This is a genomic window from Bacillus carboniphilus, assembly GCF_020524035.2.
Classification (GTDB): Bacteria; Bacillota; Bacilli; order Bacillales; family JAIVKR01; genus Bacillus_CC.
The window spans coordinates 861,122-877,532 of the sequence record NZ_CP129013.1; the positions used below are offsets into that span (position 1 = coordinate 861,122).

Genomic DNA, 16,411 nt, shown 5'->3' on the forward strand with positions numbered 1-16,411 from the left:
GAAATGAGGGTTAAAAAATGTCTTACATCGTAAAGACCAATAATCTCGGGAAAGTGATTAAAAAGAAATCAATCTTGACCGAAGTGAATCTACATGTCATACAAGGAGAAATTTATAGTCTAATAAGTCAAAATAAAGCGGGTATAACATCACTATTCAAATTACTAACGGGATTATGGAAACCTACGAGTGGGGAGGTTGAACTCTTTGGAGAGCGTATCAATCGAAATGCTTATTTATTCTTGCAGAAAGTTGGCAGTATGATTGATACGCCCATTTTCTACGAGAATAAAACAGGCTTTGAAAATTTAAAGATGCATTGTGAGTATAGGGGAGTCTATGACCAGCAGCATATTGCAGAAGCTATAGAGTTGTTTGACCTAAAAGGGATGGAGGATAAGCCAGTTCATACCTATCCATTTGGATTAAAACAGAAGCTAGGCATCATAAGAGCGATCACTTTAAAACCTGAATTATTAATAATCGATGAACCCATGAACGGTTTGGATCCTCTTGAAAAAAGAACTTTGCGTAATCTTATTAAATATGTGAACGATTATTATAATGCAACCGTCATTATTTCGAGTCACCATTTAGAAGAACTTGAACAAATAACAGATAAGGTTGGTGTAATTCAAAATGGAAGATTAATGAAAGAGGAAACAATGGATCATATTAGAACAACATTCTCAAAGTCTATTGACTTCTCTATAAGCGACTGTAAAAAAACAGCTTACTTGCTTGAGGAACAACTTCAAATCCTTCATTATCAAGTGCTTGCAAGTGGAATAATACGTATTTTTGATCCCTCAGTACCATCACACAAGATCGTGAATATGTTAGTGAAGAACAATATACAAGTTCATGAAGTTATACAAAATCAACACAGCTTAGAAAACTATATTTTCAATCTCAGCAAGGGAAGTGGAGAGTTTGCTTCAATGGATGGGAATAGACATCAATAAAACTCATTGGAAACTATATTTGCTTGGAGTTTGTTTAATGGTAATCGTTAATGTGAGTCTTATATTCATGCTATTACACGAAATTGATCCTAAAGAAATGCAAGAAGTGTATCCCAATTATCCAAATTACTTATTTGTTTATGGGTTCATTTTAACAATGGCAAGAATAAGTACGACCATTTTTTCAGCTGTTTTATTAGTGGAAATAATAATCAATGAATATAAATATAAGACCATCGTAATCTTGTTTCAACATCCATATCCACGATGGAAGTTACTTCTATCAAAAGTTCTTCTAATCGAACTACTTTCATTGGTTTTCTTTATAAGCACCTTAATTGTTTCTTTACTATTCTTCACCATGATCCAATCTTATGCTGCTATTATAAAAGAGCCCATAACTTCATTTTTATCATATAGACTTTTCTTAGAAGTCCTTTTTCATGGACTATTTACTTCTGTCATTGCCTTTATTCCCTTATTTTTTGGTATGATTCGTTATTCCGTGAAAATGACTTTAGCTACATCTTCAATTCTAGCATTTGGTTTGTATTTACCAATCAATGCACCAAACCATACGAATATATACGGTTCAAACCTCATTATTTTGTTATGTTTAACCTTTGTTGGAATGTTCGTTGTTTATCACTTTATTTATTACGGGAATAGGAGAGATGTTTAATAGTATGTTAAAAATTCATCCCAAATTCAGTTTTCTTATTGTTATATTTATAATAACAGGATGTTCACAAAATCAAACATCTGAAGCTGATTGGACCGCAGATTTTGTTGTCTGGAATGAAGATGTTTATGTAGTAACGGATGAATTTATAGAAGAAAAAGAAATAGGAGAGCAAATCGGAAAGATAACAAAATACTCTGATCAAGAAATGACAGCAAAAGAAGGACAAGTATTCTCAAATATATTTCCAAAGGGATCTGTTCTATATAGTATTAAGGGGATCGATACTACTAACTCCATAGCCGTTAAAAATGAAGGGAAATATATTAAATTGGTCTACAATGGGCGCTACGGCTAGAATAACTAATTTTTATCAAATGGAAGGAGGGATTAAAAAAAATGTAAAATCCCTTGTCAATTAAAAGCTAATTACTTCATAATTGGAAGGAACTTATTTCTACCAGTATAGTGACAGACCCTTTATTAAGAAAAGCGCAAGCGCCCGATTAGCAACGAAGGTGCAAAGGAACGTCAACTAAGTACAGTCACGTCCTGTGACTAACGTTGACGCTAGAACCTCCTGTTCATCGCCGTATGAGATAAAGGAAACACGAAAAGCCGAAGGCTTCGATGTTGACTTATCATAGAGAAATGGAACATCATCTAAAGACGTCCACGTCCTGTGGACAACGATGATGCTAGCACTTCCTGTGCGTCGAAAAACTTACGAGTTGCTGGGCAATGGAGCTAGACAAAAATAAAAGCACCATCCGAATAAGGACAGATTTTTATACTTTCTTACTCTGTAAAAAAGACAATTGTATGTTTTTATATAAAAAAATGAACAATTCGTTATAAACCAATACAAACTAGAGAGAGGAGAAATTAAAATGAATGAAAGAATGAAAATAATAACAGGTTCACCTTGGGAGTCTGTAGTTGGTTACAGTAGAGCAATTCGAGTTGGAGACCGTGTAGAAGTTGCAGGAACTACCGCGATGAAAGACGGCCAAGTATTTGGCGATGGAGATGTTTATGAGCAAACTCGTTATATTTTAACAACTATTGAAGAAGCTCTAAATAAACTCGGAGCAAATTTAACTGATGTTGTTAGAACGAGAATGTTTGTCACCGATATTTCTAAATGGGAAGAGATTGGCAAAGCACATGGAGAGTTTTTCAAAGACATTCAACCTGTAGCCACAATGGTTGAAGTGAATCGACTGATTGATCCGAGACTTCTAGTAGAAATCGAAGCAGAAGCGATAGTAAGTAAATAGAAATAATACATATTGCTCTTAAAGTAGAGGGGACTAAAAATGTGAAAGAGCCCTCCTCTATTTTCTTTCTAGTTTACATAATATATATTATCGGAAGTTATGTGGAAATATATCATTTTGTCTCAATAACCAAGATTACTTATGATAGTGAGACGATATTCAAAAAAAAGATCTGAATTATATTAGAAATAACTTGCCTTCTTTTTTATCGTCAATTATTCCTTTTTAGAAACGGCAATACTCATTTCCAAAGCGTGTTTTCGATTGAAAGCGACGTCTCTACATTCAATATCCGCTTGTAGGACATCAATTCGTAATTTTTTCTCAAAACCTCAAACTTCATTCTATCATATGCACAATTCTGAGCATTAAAAACAAACATATCTAGCACATTCCATAATCGACCTGATTCAGAATCCCCTCTCTCCTTCGCAGTTTGATCAGGCATGATAAGTTCTGACCTTACAGTGCTTCTCACAGCTGTGGGAAATTTAGTAATTTTCTTTTAATATATTTATCACACTCTCTACAAAAACATGTGTAATATCAATATCTGCTTTAACCTCAGCAGTTTGAACAACTGTTATGACTATATTTTTGAAAGAAATAATCATTAGATCTGTATTATTTTTAAGGTCTGAGTCTATTTGATCGTCTCCAACTGTAACTTCGCGCAGAATGGCATCTTCTCCAATATAATTATCTGTATAAGCTAAATGTACATTTATTAATGACTTTTTATCTGTACTTTCGAAAATGAGCACATCTTGTGTTGAGTCCTTATTTTTATTTTCTAGTGTTAGCCATTCTCTTTTGTCAAATGTCAGTTTTTTGTTAGTTATAGTGAGTGTCTCCCCTTTAGGGGTAGAACCAGCAACTGAACGATAAAGTGCAATCTGTCCAGAATATCCCAAAAAAGAACTCGATGTGTAAATAATATCAACAAAAACAATGGTCAAACGTATCAAAAATGGCTATCAAAGAGAATTGTGACAATAATATTTTGTTATATATTTTTGTTACACTTGTTTTGCGGTTTCTTAACTTTGAATCTAGCATCTGTACCACAATAAGAAAAACGACCGTTTTTGTTACAATTAAGTTAACATTTTTTACCTAGATTGCACATCGTCGGTTGATTGCTGGGTTTACCCCAATAAGAAGCTAACTTTTGATGAATTAGCGGAAAAGCTGAAGCAACCTAAAGATAATACCTCAACATTACATTTCTTACTTGCATATATTGAGTCTTATTTTGAAAATGATTATTCATGGGACAAGGCGAAAGACAGAGATTCTATTTCTAAAGAAAAGCTGTATCAATTAATTAATGAATCCATTGATTATGGAATTACGGTTAGGAAAGAAGAAAATGAACGAGGTTCAGAAATAAGGAAACGTATTTTAGAAGAACGGGACAGATAATGTCCTGTTTTTTTTTTGTTTAAACTATCATTTTAGATTTTCACAGGAAGGTATACTGTAAATTCGTTAATTTTGTAATTTTTATAAATATATTACAGAACTTGTAGCTTTCATGTGCAACATATGGTAGTTTATAGTAGTGGTTCAAAAAGGGGGGGGAATTGGAATAAACAGTATGGAGTTGAAAAAGACCCAAAATAGTATTTAGAAGTTTCGGAATAAATTTAATATTTTTTATTCTAAGTCAAGGAAATTTGCATTATAATAAAAAGGAGACTTGAAAATGATGAAAAATTTCAGTAAATTGTTAGCTTTTGTATGTGCTTTTACAATGATAATAACAATATTTTCTTTTAACACTGATATCTCTTATGCAAGTGAATTAAATAATAATGATGAATTAAATGAAGGTGTTTACGACGGATTAGCCGAAGGAGAAGAAGTTGTAGATGTTTATACGGAGTACGTGCCAGTAGAAGAAGCTAAAAATGTTGAAGTTACTCAACCGTTTCAATTTGAAACTGATGAAACAACTGGTGGGATAGTTACGCCTCAAGAAAGGGTTAAAAGATGGTATGCAGTAAGTAGTACCTATGTTGGGCATTCTTATAGTAGTTGGTATTATGCAGGTGCTTCAACTATTAGTAGCGGAGTATTAACGGCTTCTCATTCCTCGTCAGTCTCAAATAAATATTCTGGTTCATTAAAAGTATCAAAAAAGACAATAGAAGGTATGCTTGGTTTCGATACAACAAAGACTTGGACTGAAACAGTTGGTTATAGTTCCCCTAGTTACCCTAATGGAAGATATCGCTTAGAATATAGACATGTTTATAAAAAGTATAAAGTAAAGCAGATTCAGTCTTATGACCGTAGGGGTAAGGTCTATGCTACAAAATATGTATACCCTCAAAAATGGGTAGAACGCATGTATCGTGTTGTGAAATTTTAATAAGTTAATAATCTAAGATAGAAAAGGATAGATAGAATGAATAAACAAATTATAGGTTCTATGTTTCTATTAATAGCTTCTATACTCTACTCAACAAGATATATCTGTGCTTCAATTGGGGCTACAAATAGTGCCGAATGGTCAAGTGAAGAGTTTGGTGTTTATCTTTCAAATGTACCTAACAGTTTAACAATTTTCAGTATCATTTTCTTGTTTCTAGGGACTATCTACTTCGTTTGGGGAACTATAGAAACCATTAAGGGTCAGTGACAGGGTTCCTGTTCTAGACCGAAAAGTATAATAAAAAGATGATTTTTAGTGTTCAATAACTTAATAATTCACTGGTTACTTAACATTGATTAAGTTACGAGTTTCTGAACACTTCAAAGTGTAAAAAACGTGGATGCTAGTATAGTTTCATGGACACACCTTAGTTAAGCTTTCTAATTATTGACTATAATAAAAAACGAAAGGATGTGTCCTTGATGGGTAACCAAGGTGTTAATAAAAAATTCAATGAAGACTTCAAAAAAACGGTGGTTAATCTTTATCATTCTGGCAACTCAGTAAGCAATCTAAGTAGCGAATATGGCGTGTCTGAAGTAACGATTTATAAATGGATTAAACGATTCTCTCCAATCGATTTAGAAGATGGTTCGACCGTTACGACGGACGATTTAATCCAATTAAAAAACAAATGCGCCGCCTTCAGGAGGAGAATGAAATATTAAAAAGGCTATGGCCATATTCGCGAAAAAGTAAGTAAAACTGAGTTAGCCGCTACGATTGAAAAGTATAAAGATCAACACCCTATACAAGCACTGTGTGAAGTCTTAGATATTCCAAGAAGTACGTATTATCAATCACTACATGAAACAGAGTCTAATCGTGATCGTGAGAACAAGGAACTAACCAAAGAAATGATAGAAATTCATACAGATAGTAAAAAACGGTACGGAGCACCCAAAATTCATATGGAACTCGAAAAGAAAGGATTTTCCGTGAGTCTAAAAAGAGTTCAAAGGCTAATGAAAAAAGTTGGAATCCGCTCCATTATACAAAGGAAATATCGCCCTTATACTAGTCAGCACCAAGTAACAGAACAAGGAAACTTATTAAACCGAGACTTTACCACCACAACGATTAATGAAAAATGGGTGGGAGATATTACGTATATCCATACGATTAAAGATGGTTGGTGCTACTTAGCTTCAGTGATGGATTTACATTCTAAGAAAATCATAGGTTATGCCTTTTCAAAAACGATGACGACAGACCTAGTGATAAAAGCACTGAATCATGCGTATGAAACGCAATCTCCTAAAAAGGAGCTCATCTTTCATTCGGATTTAGGCTCTCAATATACAAGTGAAGAATTTGCAGAATCCATCCGTTCCAAGGGGATCAAACATTCATTTAGCCGTAAAGGTTGCCCATATGATAATGCTTGTATTGAATCATTTCACGCCATTTTGAAAAAAGAAGAAGTCCATCAAGTTAAATACCTGAACTATCAATCGGCTAACATGGCTTTATTTCAATATATTGAAGGCTGGTACAATCGAAAAAGAATCCATGGAAGTATCGGGTATCGAACTCCACAAGAAGTAGAAGACAGCATTCGGGCATGCGCATAGCGACTCTCTAACATGTGTGAATCAAGCTTTATAGGGAGTAGCGGGCATGATAGCCTCCTTTGGCGATGCCGATGTCGGAGCATCTGGTTTCTCGGCAACAGAATCATGCCCGCGGAGGGACCCTGTCAAGCGTCAAAATAAAACAAGTTTTCTTCGAGCATAGGTATTAAAGTGAACTAACTTTTTTGTGTCCGAAAATTTGACTCAGATCCAGGGTTTACCCCCTTTAGAACCATAAATAAGGTGGAAATTATCTAACTTTAAATTCTCTTCCATATTCAAATAAATATCTCTAAATTCATTATAAGAAACAGTTGGATTTTCTTTCTGTTCCTCCTTACTATCAATTTCACTTTGCTGATTCTGTAAATTGTCTTCATTTGCTCTATTAGTCTTTTCCACTTTTTCATTACTACAACCAACCAAAAAGGCAAAACTTAAAGTAAAGAGAAAGCTTAAAAATATCTTTTTACCCATATATTTTCATATATCTCCTTTTATTTGAATAAGATTAGTTTACTCTTTAAATTTTCATAAGTATATTTAATCATTCCGACATTTTCTGACAAAATAAAAGATTTAGGTGTAGTGCTGAAAAATACAAAACTTTAACAATAAGAGTTTTGAGACATAACAAAAAGAGTAGTCATTCACGATCAATTAAATCATGAACACTACTCTTTTTCTCGTCTAAATGCATGTGTCTCCATCCAAAACTAACATTATTTCGTACAATCACCCTATAGGTAACCACAAAAAAAGTTAGGCCAATAACAATTAAATTGGTCTAACTTCTCTCAGTTTATGTCTCCTATACAGAAAGAGAGCCTATTTTCCTGTTTCAGCAAATTGCTTAATACGCATGCCAATTTCGTCACGAACACGCTGGAATTCTGACCACTCTTTCCCTGCTGGATCATCAAATCCCCAATGTACACGTTTCACATGTGGAGGTGTCGTTGGGCATACGGAGTCTGCATGACTGCATAAAGTAACAACTAGATCAGCCCGATTTAAGATTTCATCGTCTATTATATCTGATGTTTGATCCGTGATATCTATGCTTACCTCTTTCATCGCTTTTATTGCATTAGGGTTCACACCATGAGATTCAATTCCTGCCGAATAAACCTCCCACTTGTCAGCTAAGTAATGTTTCCCCCACCCTTCTGCCATTTGACTTCGACATGAGTTTCCAGTACATAAAAAGTAGATTGTTTTTTTTGACATATTAAAAGCTCCTTCTTTAGTAAATAATCCATAACCAAAAATATAGTCCAACGAGTGTTATAAATAAAGTCGGAATCGTTAAAATAATTCCTGTTTTAAAATATGTTCCCCAGGATATTTTCACTCCTTTTTGAGACAAAACATGGAGCCATAATAAAGTCGCTAAAGAACCAATAGGTGTAATCTTTGGACCTAAATCTGAACCTATTACATTAGCATAAATAAGTGCTTCTCTTATGACCCCACTGGAATCGACTTCAGAGATTGCGAGTGCATTGATCATAACCGTTGGCATATTATTCATGACTGAAGAAAGAATTGCTGAAATAAAGCCCATTCCTATTGTTGCTGCAAAAAGCCCTTGATCTGCCGTTATTTCAATCACATCCGCTAACACACTCGTTAACCCGACATTACGCAACCCATACACCACTACATACATCCCAATGGAGAAAAAAACAATTGCCCACGGGGCTCCTTTCAAAACAGCTTTAGTATCGACAACTGAACTTCTTTTCGCCATCAATAAAAAGAAAATCGCGATCATACCAGCAATAATCGATACTGGAAGATTTAGAAATTCACTAACGAAATAACCAATTAATAAAATTCCTAGGACCACCCATGACAAGCGGAACATTCTTTTATCTTGTATCGCCTCTACTGGTTTCTTTAATTGATCTAATGAATAATTTCTAGGAATGCTTTTCCGGAAAAATAATAATAGGACAATAATACTTGCTCCGAGTGAGAAAAAGTTTGGAATGATCATTCGTGTCGCGTACTCAACAAAACCAATTCCAAAAAAAGTCAGCTGATACAATGTTCACTAAATTACTCACCACCAAAGGTAATGAAGTTGTATCAGCAATAAAACCGCTTGCCATGATAAAGGGAAACACCATTTTTTCATTAAAATTTAGATTTCGTACCATCGCAAGAACGATAGGAGTTAAAATGAGGGCTGCCCCATCATTTGCGAATAATGCTGCGACTATAGCACCAAGAAAACTAATATAAACAAACATTTTCACGCCATTTCCTTTAGCAGCTCTTGCCATATGAAGAGCAGACCACTCGAAAAAGCCTATTTCGTCTAATATTAAAGAAATAATAATGATGGAAATAAACGCTAAAGTAGCATTCCATACAATTGATGTAACATCTATTACATCATGAAAATCCACTACACCTACGATGAGAGCAACGATCGCTCCACCACAGGCAGACCAACCAATTGACAGCCCTTTCGGTTGCCAAATGACTAGTATAAGTGTCATCAAGAAAATTAAGGTTGCCATTACGACCGATATCATTTTGAATCCTCCATTTACACACAAGTGAAAAGCTTTTCTTTACTTCCCTTTAGCAACATGCGCTACTATCATTCGAATCACGGTCTGCTTTTGTAAAGAAAAACTCCCACTCGTTCCCATCAGGGTCTGTTACCCAAAACTTATCTTGGAGGGCATAACAACATGTAGTATCGGTCTCTTCCCGAGCAAAGAAACCTTCCTTCTCCAATCTTTCCTTATGATATAAAACTTCTTCTTTACTCCCGACTTGGAAACCAAAATGACCGACTTGATTTCCTTTCACCTCATCACGAACATTTAAGGTAAAATTAAGTCCCGGTTTTTCCAACAAAAATTTCGCATAATCTGGTTTCACTTTAACGGGCTCCATTTCAAAAATTTTTTCATAAAAACCAACCGAAGCCTCTAAATTTGTCACATTAATTCCTACATGGACATTCTTCATTTATGTTTCCTCCTATTAAATTATTAATCAAAAAAAATTGATATAAAGGATAAAAAAATTAGCAACAACTACTATTTCCTTTTTTTCTAAATACACAACAAAGTTCTTCTGATAATAGGTTATTCACTTCTTGATCATTTAAGTCATAAAAACTCCAAGTTCCTTTTGTTCTCTTTGTAATTAAGTTCGCATCTAATAAAATTCGCAGGTGATAAGAAAGTTTTGATTGAGTCATCTCAAAGTAATCCGTTAAATCACAAACACACGTTTCTCCCCTTTGAGTTAACTCATACATAATTTCTAATCTTTTTTGATCGGCGAGTGCTTTAAATTTTTGTTCATACTTTTGTATGTCTGGCATTTGCGAGTGCATTTCTTTTCCTCCGTTAATTAATCAATTTTTTTTGATGAATTTATCATACAACACGTTAAGATAAAATGCAACCTTTATTCAGCTTATTTTAAACATTTGCTAGGATCAATTTGTATAGGAACCCAACCCCCATACAAATCTACTTTAAACTGCGCTATTTCGATGTCTGTTCCATTGGTCAATTCAAAAAAGATAAATACATACTTCTGTTCATCTGTTCCTAGAAAGTAAATATATTTAACATAGGTATGTTTAATAGTAGGATACCTTGTTCTAACTAAATTACACCATTTGCCATACTTCACATCAACAATAGCTTCCCCTATATAATCCCATCCATGATAAGGTGAACATAAAAAATCCTCTCCATAAAGAACAATATCATCGATTTTAAATAGATCATTTTCTACTTTGATCGTGATAAACCCATAGTAATATCCGAAATAAGTAAGGTTCTTTTTCGACCCTTCAATCGTCTCTAATTCTACAAAGAAGCGATGTTCATTTTCTGAGTTGACTGAATAATCTACCTTGATTAACTTAATCAAATGAATATGACCTATGTTGAGAAACGAAAGTAAAAAATCATCATAGGTTACTCGTTTTTGATAATCTTTAGTGAGAAATTGATAGGCTATCGGATATGGCAAAGTTGAATTTCCGATTGTTCCACATCCGCCAAATACTCCTTTAGAAAAAAAGGCTGCTTCCCTTAAAATACTATAGTAGTTTAACAAGGAGTTTTCAGCTGATCTCATTAATCTATTCGTTTTTCCCTCATCGTAAAAATGAAAAAAATCGCTTGTAAATTGATGATTATTTAATGCGGGAAAACAAGATGGTCGAAATAATTTCTGATTAATATTTAAAACATCTATGCGATATTCTTTTGAATATTGTTCCGTAAATTCCTTTTCTCTAAATATTCCTCCCATTAGTAACGTACTTTCAAGTATCAATTTTATTCCTCCTCATTCTATCTTATTAAAAAGACAATACATTAATAATCAATATTTGTTTTTTTGAATAGATGGATTATTCTTGTTAATTGGGAAGGATTTTAGTTACGTTTAATTGAATTACTTTATCACAGTTTTTAATTGGAGGGATTTTTATGCCTTATATTAACTTGCAAATGACGAAAGGTGTTTCTCGTCAGCAGAAAGAACAAATAGTTAATGAGTTCACCGAAACACTCGTCCACACCCTTGATAAAAAACCAGAACACATACATATCGTCATTCAAGAAATTGAAGAAGAAAACTGGGGATTTTCAGGAATGCTGACTGATGACTATAGAAAAAAAGGTAACAAAAAAACTAGATGTTGAGATACACCTCTCCATCTAGTTTTTCATTCCTTTTTTCTTATTCCTTCTCAACCCAAGCGGATATCGTTTCTCCAGCCTCTTTCTCATCCAGATAAAATGAACCATTACTGTAGCGATCGCTTTTCCTTAACTGGTCAATTGGAATTTGTTCAATCATTCCTTTATTTGTTTCAATAAAGGCAAACTTTTCGTCCTTAATGACAAAACAGCTAATGACTCTATGAGGATTCGTCTTTAATTCCCTAATCATCAATAATCCTCGTTTCGCCCTTGACAATCTTTCAAATTCCGTTAATTTCATCCTTTTCATAGAACCACGCTGTGTAATTAAGAGCAAATCCTGGGCATCACTAGAAAAGACTTGACCACTAACAACGACATCATCATCTTTCAAATTAATCGCTTTTACTCCAGCTGCTCTGACCCCAACTGGATTCACCTCTTCTTCAGAAAACCACAAACCGTATCCTTTATGAGTGGCTATGAATATTTCTTCATTACCTGTTGATAAATGAACATCGATCACTTCATCGTCGCCTTTTAAATTAATCGCAACTAATGGCTTCGAATATCGCTGAGCTTTATATTGATTAAATTGTGACTTCTTGATCATTCCATTTTTCGTGAAAAATAGAATGAATGGAGATGCTTCATCAAAGTTTTTAACTGGTATTGCTTTTAAAATGGACTCATCTTTATCTATTGAAATTAAATTAGCGACATGTTGCCCTAGATCTTTCCATCTAATGTCTGGAAGTTCGTGAATAGGGAAATATAAATAGTTTCCCTTATTTGTGAATAGAAGTAAAACGTCTGTCGTATTTATTTCAAACTGACCAATTAGTCTGTCTGTATCCTTCATCCCAAAATCTTGACCGTTTGAAGCGGAGTAGGAACGAAGACTTGTTCTCTTGACATACCCATCCTGTGTGACAGTGACAATGACATCTTCGGAAGGAACCATCACTTCTAAATTGACTTTTATGTCTTCGATTTCAGCTTCAATTTTAGATCGCCTAGCATCTTCGTATGTTTTTTTTATTGTGCGGAGATTTTTTTTGATTACCGACAATAATTTTTTCTCACTTCCAATAATCTCGTTTAACTCGGAGATTTTTTTATTTAACTCTTCCGCTTCGTTTTGAAGCTGAACAATATCTGTGTTCGTTAAACGGTAAAGTTGCAAGGAAACAATAGCTTCAGCTTGAGCTTCCGTAAATTGATAACGTTCGATTAAGTTGTCTTTTGCATCTCGTTTATCCTTTGAGGCGCGAATGGTTTCAATAATCTCATCCAATATAGAAATCGCTTTAATTAAGCCTTGGACGACATGCTCACGTTCTTTCGCTTTTTTTAATTGATATTGAGAGCGATTAAGAATCACTTCTTTTTGATGATCAATGTAAGAATCTATAATGGTTGGAAGAGACATGAGCATAGGTCTTCGATTAACGATGGCAACCATATTAAAATTGTACGCAATTTGTAAGTCCGTATTTTTATATAAGAAATACAGCACTCCTTGTGCATCGGCATCCTTCTTTAATTCAATGACAATTCTAAGTCCTGTTCGGTCCGTTTCATCTCGAATCTCTGTAATTCCTTCTACTTTCTTATCGAGTCGATACTCATCCATCTTTCTGACTAAATTTGCTTTATTTACTTCAAAAGGAATTTCTGTAATGACAATCTGTTGCTTTCCACCACGAATCGTTTCAATATCAGCTTTACCCCTAACGACGATCTTTCCTTTTCCAGTCTCATACGCTTTTTTTATTCCATCTATTCCTTGAATAATTCCTCCTGTAGGGAAGTCAGGACCTTTAATAATAGTCATTAATTCATCTACCGTACAAGAAGGCTTGTCCATTCGCTTCATCACTGCATCGATGACTTCTCCTATATGATGAGGGGGGATTTCAGTCGCATAGCCTGAAGAGATGCCTGTAGAACCGTTAACAAGTAAGTTAGGAAACATGGCAGGTAAGACGACGGGTTCCTTACTCGTATCATCGAAATTTGGAACAAATTCTACGGTTTCTTGCTCGATATCTTTTAATAACTCGGAAGCAATCGGTGAAAGCCTCGCTTCTGTATAACGCATGGCTGCTGGTGGATCTCCATCAACACTTCCATTATTCCCATGCATTTCAACGAGTCCATTCCGTACTTTCCAGTCTTGACTCATACGTACCATCGCATCGTAAACAGAAGTATCCCCGTGTGGATGATAATTCCCGATCACATTTCCTACTGTTTTCGCAGCTTTACGAAACCCTTTATCACTTGTATTCCCGTCAACATGCATGGCATATAAGATACGCCTTTGAACAGGCTTTAATCCATCCCTTACATCAGGTAATGCTCTTTCTTGAATAATATACTTACTATAACGACCAAAACGATCACCGATGACTTCTTCAAGAGGGAGATCATGGTATCTTTCACTTTGATTTGCAGCCATTTTACATCTCCTCCTCACTTGACGTTAAATTTTCATTTTCTAGTATGTTTTCATCATTATCTAATCCGAATGCAACATTTTTTTTCAATCCATTTTCGCCTTGGCTCTACCTTATCTCCCATTAAGGTTGTCACTCGACGCTCCGCGCGTGCTGCATCATCAATTCGAACTCTAATTAACGTCCTCGATTCAGGATTCATAGTTGTTTCCCAAAGTTGATCTGCATTCATTTCACCTAATCCTTTATATCGTTGAATGGTAAAACCTTTCCCCTTATTTTTGAGTAATTCATCTAACTCTTCATCAGACCAGGCATACTCAATGATTTCTTTTTTCCCTTTTCCTTTGCTTATTTTATATAGAGGAGGAAGAGCAATATACACTTTTCCAGCTTCAATAAGCGGTTTCATATAACGGTAGAAAAATGTTAATAAAAGGACTTGGATATGAGCACCATCGGTGTCTGCGTCTGTCATAATAACAACCTTGTCGTAATTTATGTCATCAATGGTGAAATCCGCTCCGACTCCAGCTCCAATCGCGTGGATGATTGTATTAATTTCTTCATTTTTAAAGATATCAGCAAGCTTTGCTTTCTCTGTATTAATGACCTTACCTCTAAGGGGCAAAATCGCCTGAAATTTACGGTCTCTCCCCTGCTTTGCAGAACCGCCTGCAGAATCTCCCTCTACTAAATAAAGTTCATTTTTCGCAGGGTTTCTAGATTGTGCAGGTGTCAGTTTTCCACTAAGACTCGCCTCAGATCGCTTTCTTTTTTTTTCCACTTCTTGCTTCCTCTCTTGCCTTTCTCGCAGCATCACGAGCTTGCTGAGCCTTAATTGCTTTTTTAACAAGTAGCGTACTCGTATCAGGGTTTTCCTCTAAAAAGTACGCTAACTTTTCAGATATAACGCCATCTACGGCTGACCTAGCTTCACTTGTCCCTAATTTTCCTTTCGTCTGCCCTTCAAATTGCAAAAGTTGCTCTGGAATTCTCACAGAAACAATCGCAGCTAGTCCTTCACGAATGTCAGTTCCATCTAAATTTTTATCTTTCTCTTTTAAAAGTCCAACTTTCCTTGCATATTCATTAATCGCTCGCGTGAGAGCTGTTTTAGCCCCAGCCTCGTGTGTTCCACCATCTTTTGTGCGAACGTTATTAACAAAGGAAAGGATATTGTCGCTATATCCATCATTAAATTGGAAAGCAAATTCTACTTCCAAATCGTTTTGTGAACCTTCAAAAAAGACAACGGGGTGCAAAACATCCTTCTCTTCATTTATGTATTCAACAAAAGCTTTTATTCCCGTCTCGAAAAAGTAGGTTTCCTCCAATTGTTGACGTAAATCTTTTAGCGTTATTCTCAGACCCTTTAATAAAAAAGCTGACTCTCGTAAACGCTCACTCAAAGTGTCAAAGTTATAGATTGTTGAACTAAAAATCGTTGAATCCGGCTTAAAATGAATAGTCGTTCCGTGACCTCTAGTGGAACCTTGTTTTTCTAGTGAGGTAACGGGTTTTCCTCCGTCTTCAAATCGTTGAAAGTACAAATGCCCATCCCGTTTAATTTTTACTTCCAACCATTCAGATAATGCGTTCACAACTGAAGCACCTACACCATGTAACCCCCCACTCGTTTTATAACCACCTTGTCCAAATTTACCCCCAGCATGAAGGACGGTAAATATGACTTCAGGCGTTGGTTTACCTAGTTTATGCATTCCCGTCGGCATTCCACGGCCTTTATCCTCAACAGAAATACTATTATCTTTATGTATAGAAACGATAATTTCATCCCCATGACCTGCTAAAGCCTCGTCAACTGAATTGTCGACAATCTCATAAACAAGATGATGAAGTCCTCTCGAATCGGTACTCCCTATATACATTCCTGGACGCTTACGAACAGCTTCAAGTCCTTCAAGAACTTGTATGGCATCCTCATTATATTCAAAAGATTTCTGAATTTTACTCAAACGTGTTTACTCCTTTCATATGAAGCATGGACATGAAACTTAATAGTCATACCCATATAAGAACGTATGTTTTTATATCTTACGCTTTCCCTTATGTATCGTCAAGTGTACTTATAATTTAAAACTAGGTTAGTCTCAGCACCTAAACACCAAGATTCATTTTACAGATTTCTTTTATTTATTCAAAGACTAAATTTGTAAAATGGGTTTCAAGATTACTTCTTTCTCGAAGAAATGTCACTATTCCTTCAAGTTTGATATAATTAATTCCTGCCAAATTGAGAAAAAGTCCTACATGTTGTTGTTCACACTTCATAATATGGAGAACTCCTTGT

15 protein-coding genes and 2 pseudogenes are annotated in these 16,411 nt (G+C 35.0%); 8 read left to right on the top strand and 9 right to left on the bottom strand.

The window, feature by feature from the left end; all coding sequences use genetic code 11:
- The first annotated feature begins 17 nt into the window (after positions 1 to 17).
- The 4 genes from LC087_RS04370 to LC087_RS04385 all read left to right on the top strand — a co-directional run bounded on the left by LC087_RS04370 (position 18) and on the right by LC087_RS04385 (position 2,927).
- Positions 18 to 965: an ABC transporter ATP-binding protein gene (locus tag LC087_RS04370; protein WP_226543293.1), complete on the top strand. Its 948-nt coding sequence runs from the start codon at positions 18 to 20 to the stop codon at positions 963 to 965.
- 37 nt (positions 966 to 1,002) lie between these two features.
- On the top strand, positions 1,003 to 1,647 hold the full coding sequence (locus LC087_RS04375) for an ABC transporter permease subunit (RefSeq protein ID WP_226543296.1): 645 nt from the start codon (positions 1,003 to 1,005) through the stop codon (positions 1,645 to 1,647).
- Positions 1,640 to 2,005 (top strand): hypothetical protein, encoded by a 366-nt coding sequence (locus LC087_RS04380; protein ID WP_306020123.1) that lies wholly within the window; start codon positions 1,640 to 1,642, stop codon positions 2,003 to 2,005. Before LC087_RS04375 ends, LC087_RS04380 begins: the two co-directional genes overlap by 8 nt.
- 532 nt (positions 2,006 to 2,537) lie before the next feature.
- On the top strand, positions 2,538 to 2,927 hold the full coding sequence (locus LC087_RS04385; protein WP_226543300.1) for a RidA family protein: 390 nt from the start codon (positions 2,538 to 2,540) through the stop codon (positions 2,925 to 2,927).
- A gap of 491 nt (positions 2,928 to 3,418) precedes the next feature.
- Here LC087_RS04385 and LC087_RS04390 read toward each other — a convergent pair whose 3' ends face one another.
- The gene (locus tag LC087_RS04390) at positions 3,419 to 3,841 is read right to left on the bottom strand and encodes a hypothetical protein (protein WP_226543302.1); all 423 of its coding nucleotides are present in this window, start codon (positions 3,839 to 3,841) and stop codon (positions 3,419 to 3,421) included.
- A gap of 794 nt (positions 3,842 to 4,635) precedes the next feature.
- Between LC087_RS04390 and LC087_RS04395 the strand changes: the two genes are divergently transcribed.
- The 3 genes from LC087_RS04395 (at position 4,636) to LC087_RS04405 (ending at position 6,941) form a co-directional block, all read left to right on the top strand.
- Positions 4,636 to 5,304 carry a hypothetical protein gene (locus LC087_RS04395; protein ID WP_226543304.1) on the top strand — a complete coding sequence of 223 codons (669 nt, stop codon included), beginning with the start codon at positions 4,636 to 4,638 and terminating at the stop codon, positions 5,302 to 5,304.
- A gap of 485 nt (positions 5,305 to 5,789) precedes the next feature.
- Positions 5,790 to 6,035, top strand: a complete 246-nt coding sequence (locus LC087_RS04400; RefSeq protein WP_306020126.1) for a transposase — start codon at positions 5,790 to 5,792, stop codon at positions 6,033 to 6,035.
- Between the two features lie 15 nt (positions 6,036 to 6,050).
- Positions 6,051 to 6,941: an IS3 family transposase gene (locus LC087_RS04405; protein ID WP_306020765.1), complete on the top strand. Its 891-nt coding sequence runs from the start codon at positions 6,051 to 6,053 to the stop codon at positions 6,939 to 6,941.
- 204 nt (positions 6,942 to 7,145) lie between these two features.
- Here the strand turns inward: LC087_RS04405 and LC087_RS04410 are convergent, their stop codons facing one another.
- The 6 genes and pseudogenes from LC087_RS04410 to LC087_RS04435 all read right to left on the bottom strand — a co-directional run bounded on the left by LC087_RS04410 (position 7,146) and on the right by LC087_RS04435 (position 11,264).
- On the bottom strand, positions 7,146 to 7,418 hold the full coding sequence (locus tag LC087_RS04410; RefSeq protein ID WP_226538211.1) for a hypothetical protein: 273 nt from the start codon (positions 7,416 to 7,418) through the stop codon (positions 7,146 to 7,148).
- Between the two features lie 351 nt (positions 7,419 to 7,769).
- Entirely contained in the window at positions 7,770 to 8,171 is a 402-nt protein-coding gene (gene arsC, locus LC087_RS04415) for an arsenate reductase (thioredoxin) (RefSeq protein ID WP_226538212.1), read from the bottom strand.
- 16 nt (positions 8,172 to 8,187) lie between these two features.
- Positions 8,188 to 9,487: pseudogene (locus LC087_RS04420) on the bottom strand (arsenic transporter).
- Between the two features lie 49 nt (positions 9,488 to 9,536).
- Positions 9,537 to 9,932, bottom strand: a complete 396-nt coding sequence (locus tag LC087_RS04425) for an ArsI/CadI family heavy metal resistance metalloenzyme (RefSeq protein WP_226538214.1) — start codon at positions 9,930 to 9,932, stop codon at positions 9,537 to 9,539.
- A gap of 58 nt (positions 9,933 to 9,990) precedes the next feature.
- Positions 9,991 to 10,305 (bottom strand): ArsR/SmtB family transcription factor, encoded by a 315-nt coding sequence (locus tag LC087_RS04430; RefSeq protein ID WP_226538215.1) that lies wholly within the window; start codon positions 10,303 to 10,305, stop codon positions 9,991 to 9,993.
- 83 nt (positions 10,306 to 10,388) lie between these two features.
- Complete coding sequence (locus tag LC087_RS04435; protein WP_226538216.1) at positions 10,389 to 11,264, bottom strand: hypothetical protein; 876 nt, start codon at positions 11,262 to 11,264, stop codon at positions 10,389 to 10,391.
- Positions 11,265 to 11,419: 155 nt separating this feature from the next.
- On the opposite strand from LC087_RS04435, the gene LC087_RS04440 reads away from it, so the two are divergent.
- The gene (locus tag LC087_RS04440) at positions 11,420 to 11,635 is read left to right on the top strand and encodes a tautomerase family protein (protein ID WP_226538217.1); all 216 of its coding nucleotides are present in this window, start codon (positions 11,420 to 11,422) and stop codon (positions 11,633 to 11,635) included.
- Positions 11,636 to 11,672: 37 nt separating this feature from the next.
- On the opposite strand, the gene parC is transcribed toward LC087_RS04440, so the two are convergent.
- Complete coding sequence (parC, locus tag LC087_RS04445) at positions 11,673 to 14,099, bottom strand: DNA topoisomerase IV subunit A (protein WP_226538218.1); 2,427 nt, start codon at positions 14,097 to 14,099, stop codon at positions 11,673 to 11,675.
- Position 14,100: 1 nt separating this feature from the next.
- Positions 14,101 to 16,067, bottom strand: a pseudogene (gene parE, locus LC087_RS04450) (DNA topoisomerase IV subunit B).
- Positions 16,068 to 16,411: the final 344 nt, after the last annotated feature.

What these genes read in the sequence shown, in the direction of transcription:
- arsC (WP_226538212.1), bottom strand. Translation starts at nt 8,171, where the DNA reads ATGTCAAAAAAAACAATCTACTTTTTATGTACTGGAAACTCATGTCGA.
- LC087_RS04430 (WP_226538215.1), bottom strand. Translation starts at nt 10,305, where the DNA reads ATGCACTCGCAAATGCCAGACATACAAAAGTATGAACAAAAATTTAAA.
- LC087_RS04375 (WP_226543296.1), top strand. Translation starts at nt 1,003, where the DNA reads ATGGTAATCGTTAATGTGAGTCTTATATTCATGCTATTACACGAAATT.
- LC087_RS04385 (WP_226543300.1), top strand. Translation starts at nt 2,538, where the DNA reads ATGAATGAAAGAATGAAAATAATAACAGGTTCACCTTGGGAGTCTGTA.
- LC087_RS04370 (WP_226543293.1), top strand. Translation starts at nt 18, where the DNA reads ATGTCTTACATCGTAAAGACCAATAATCTCGGGAAAGTGATTAAAAAG.
- LC087_RS04380 (WP_306020123.1), top strand. Translation starts at nt 1,640, where the DNA reads ATGTTTAATAGTATGTTAAAAATTCATCCCAAATTCAGTTTTCTTATT.
- LC087_RS04395 (WP_226543304.1), top strand. Translation starts at nt 4,636, where the DNA reads ATGATGAAAAATTTCAGTAAATTGTTAGCTTTTGTATGTGCTTTTACA.
- LC087_RS04410 (WP_226538211.1), bottom strand. Translation starts at nt 7,418, where the DNA reads ATGGGTAAAAAGATATTTTTAAGCTTTCTCTTTACTTTAAGTTTTGCC.
- LC087_RS04440 (WP_226538217.1), top strand. Translation starts at nt 11,420, where the DNA reads ATGCCTTATATTAACTTGCAAATGACGAAAGGTGTTTCTCGTCAGCAG.
- parC (WP_226538218.1), bottom strand. Translation starts at nt 14,099, where the DNA reads ATGGCTGCAAATCAAAGTGAAAGATACCATGATCTCCCTCTTGAAGAA.
- LC087_RS04400 (WP_306020126.1), top strand. Translation starts at nt 5,790, where the DNA reads ATGGGTAACCAAGGTGTTAATAAAAAATTCAATGAAGACTTCAAAAAA.
- LC087_RS04425 (WP_226538214.1), bottom strand. Translation starts at nt 9,932, where the DNA reads ATGAAGAATGTCCATGTAGGAATTAATGTGACAAATTTAGAGGCTTCG.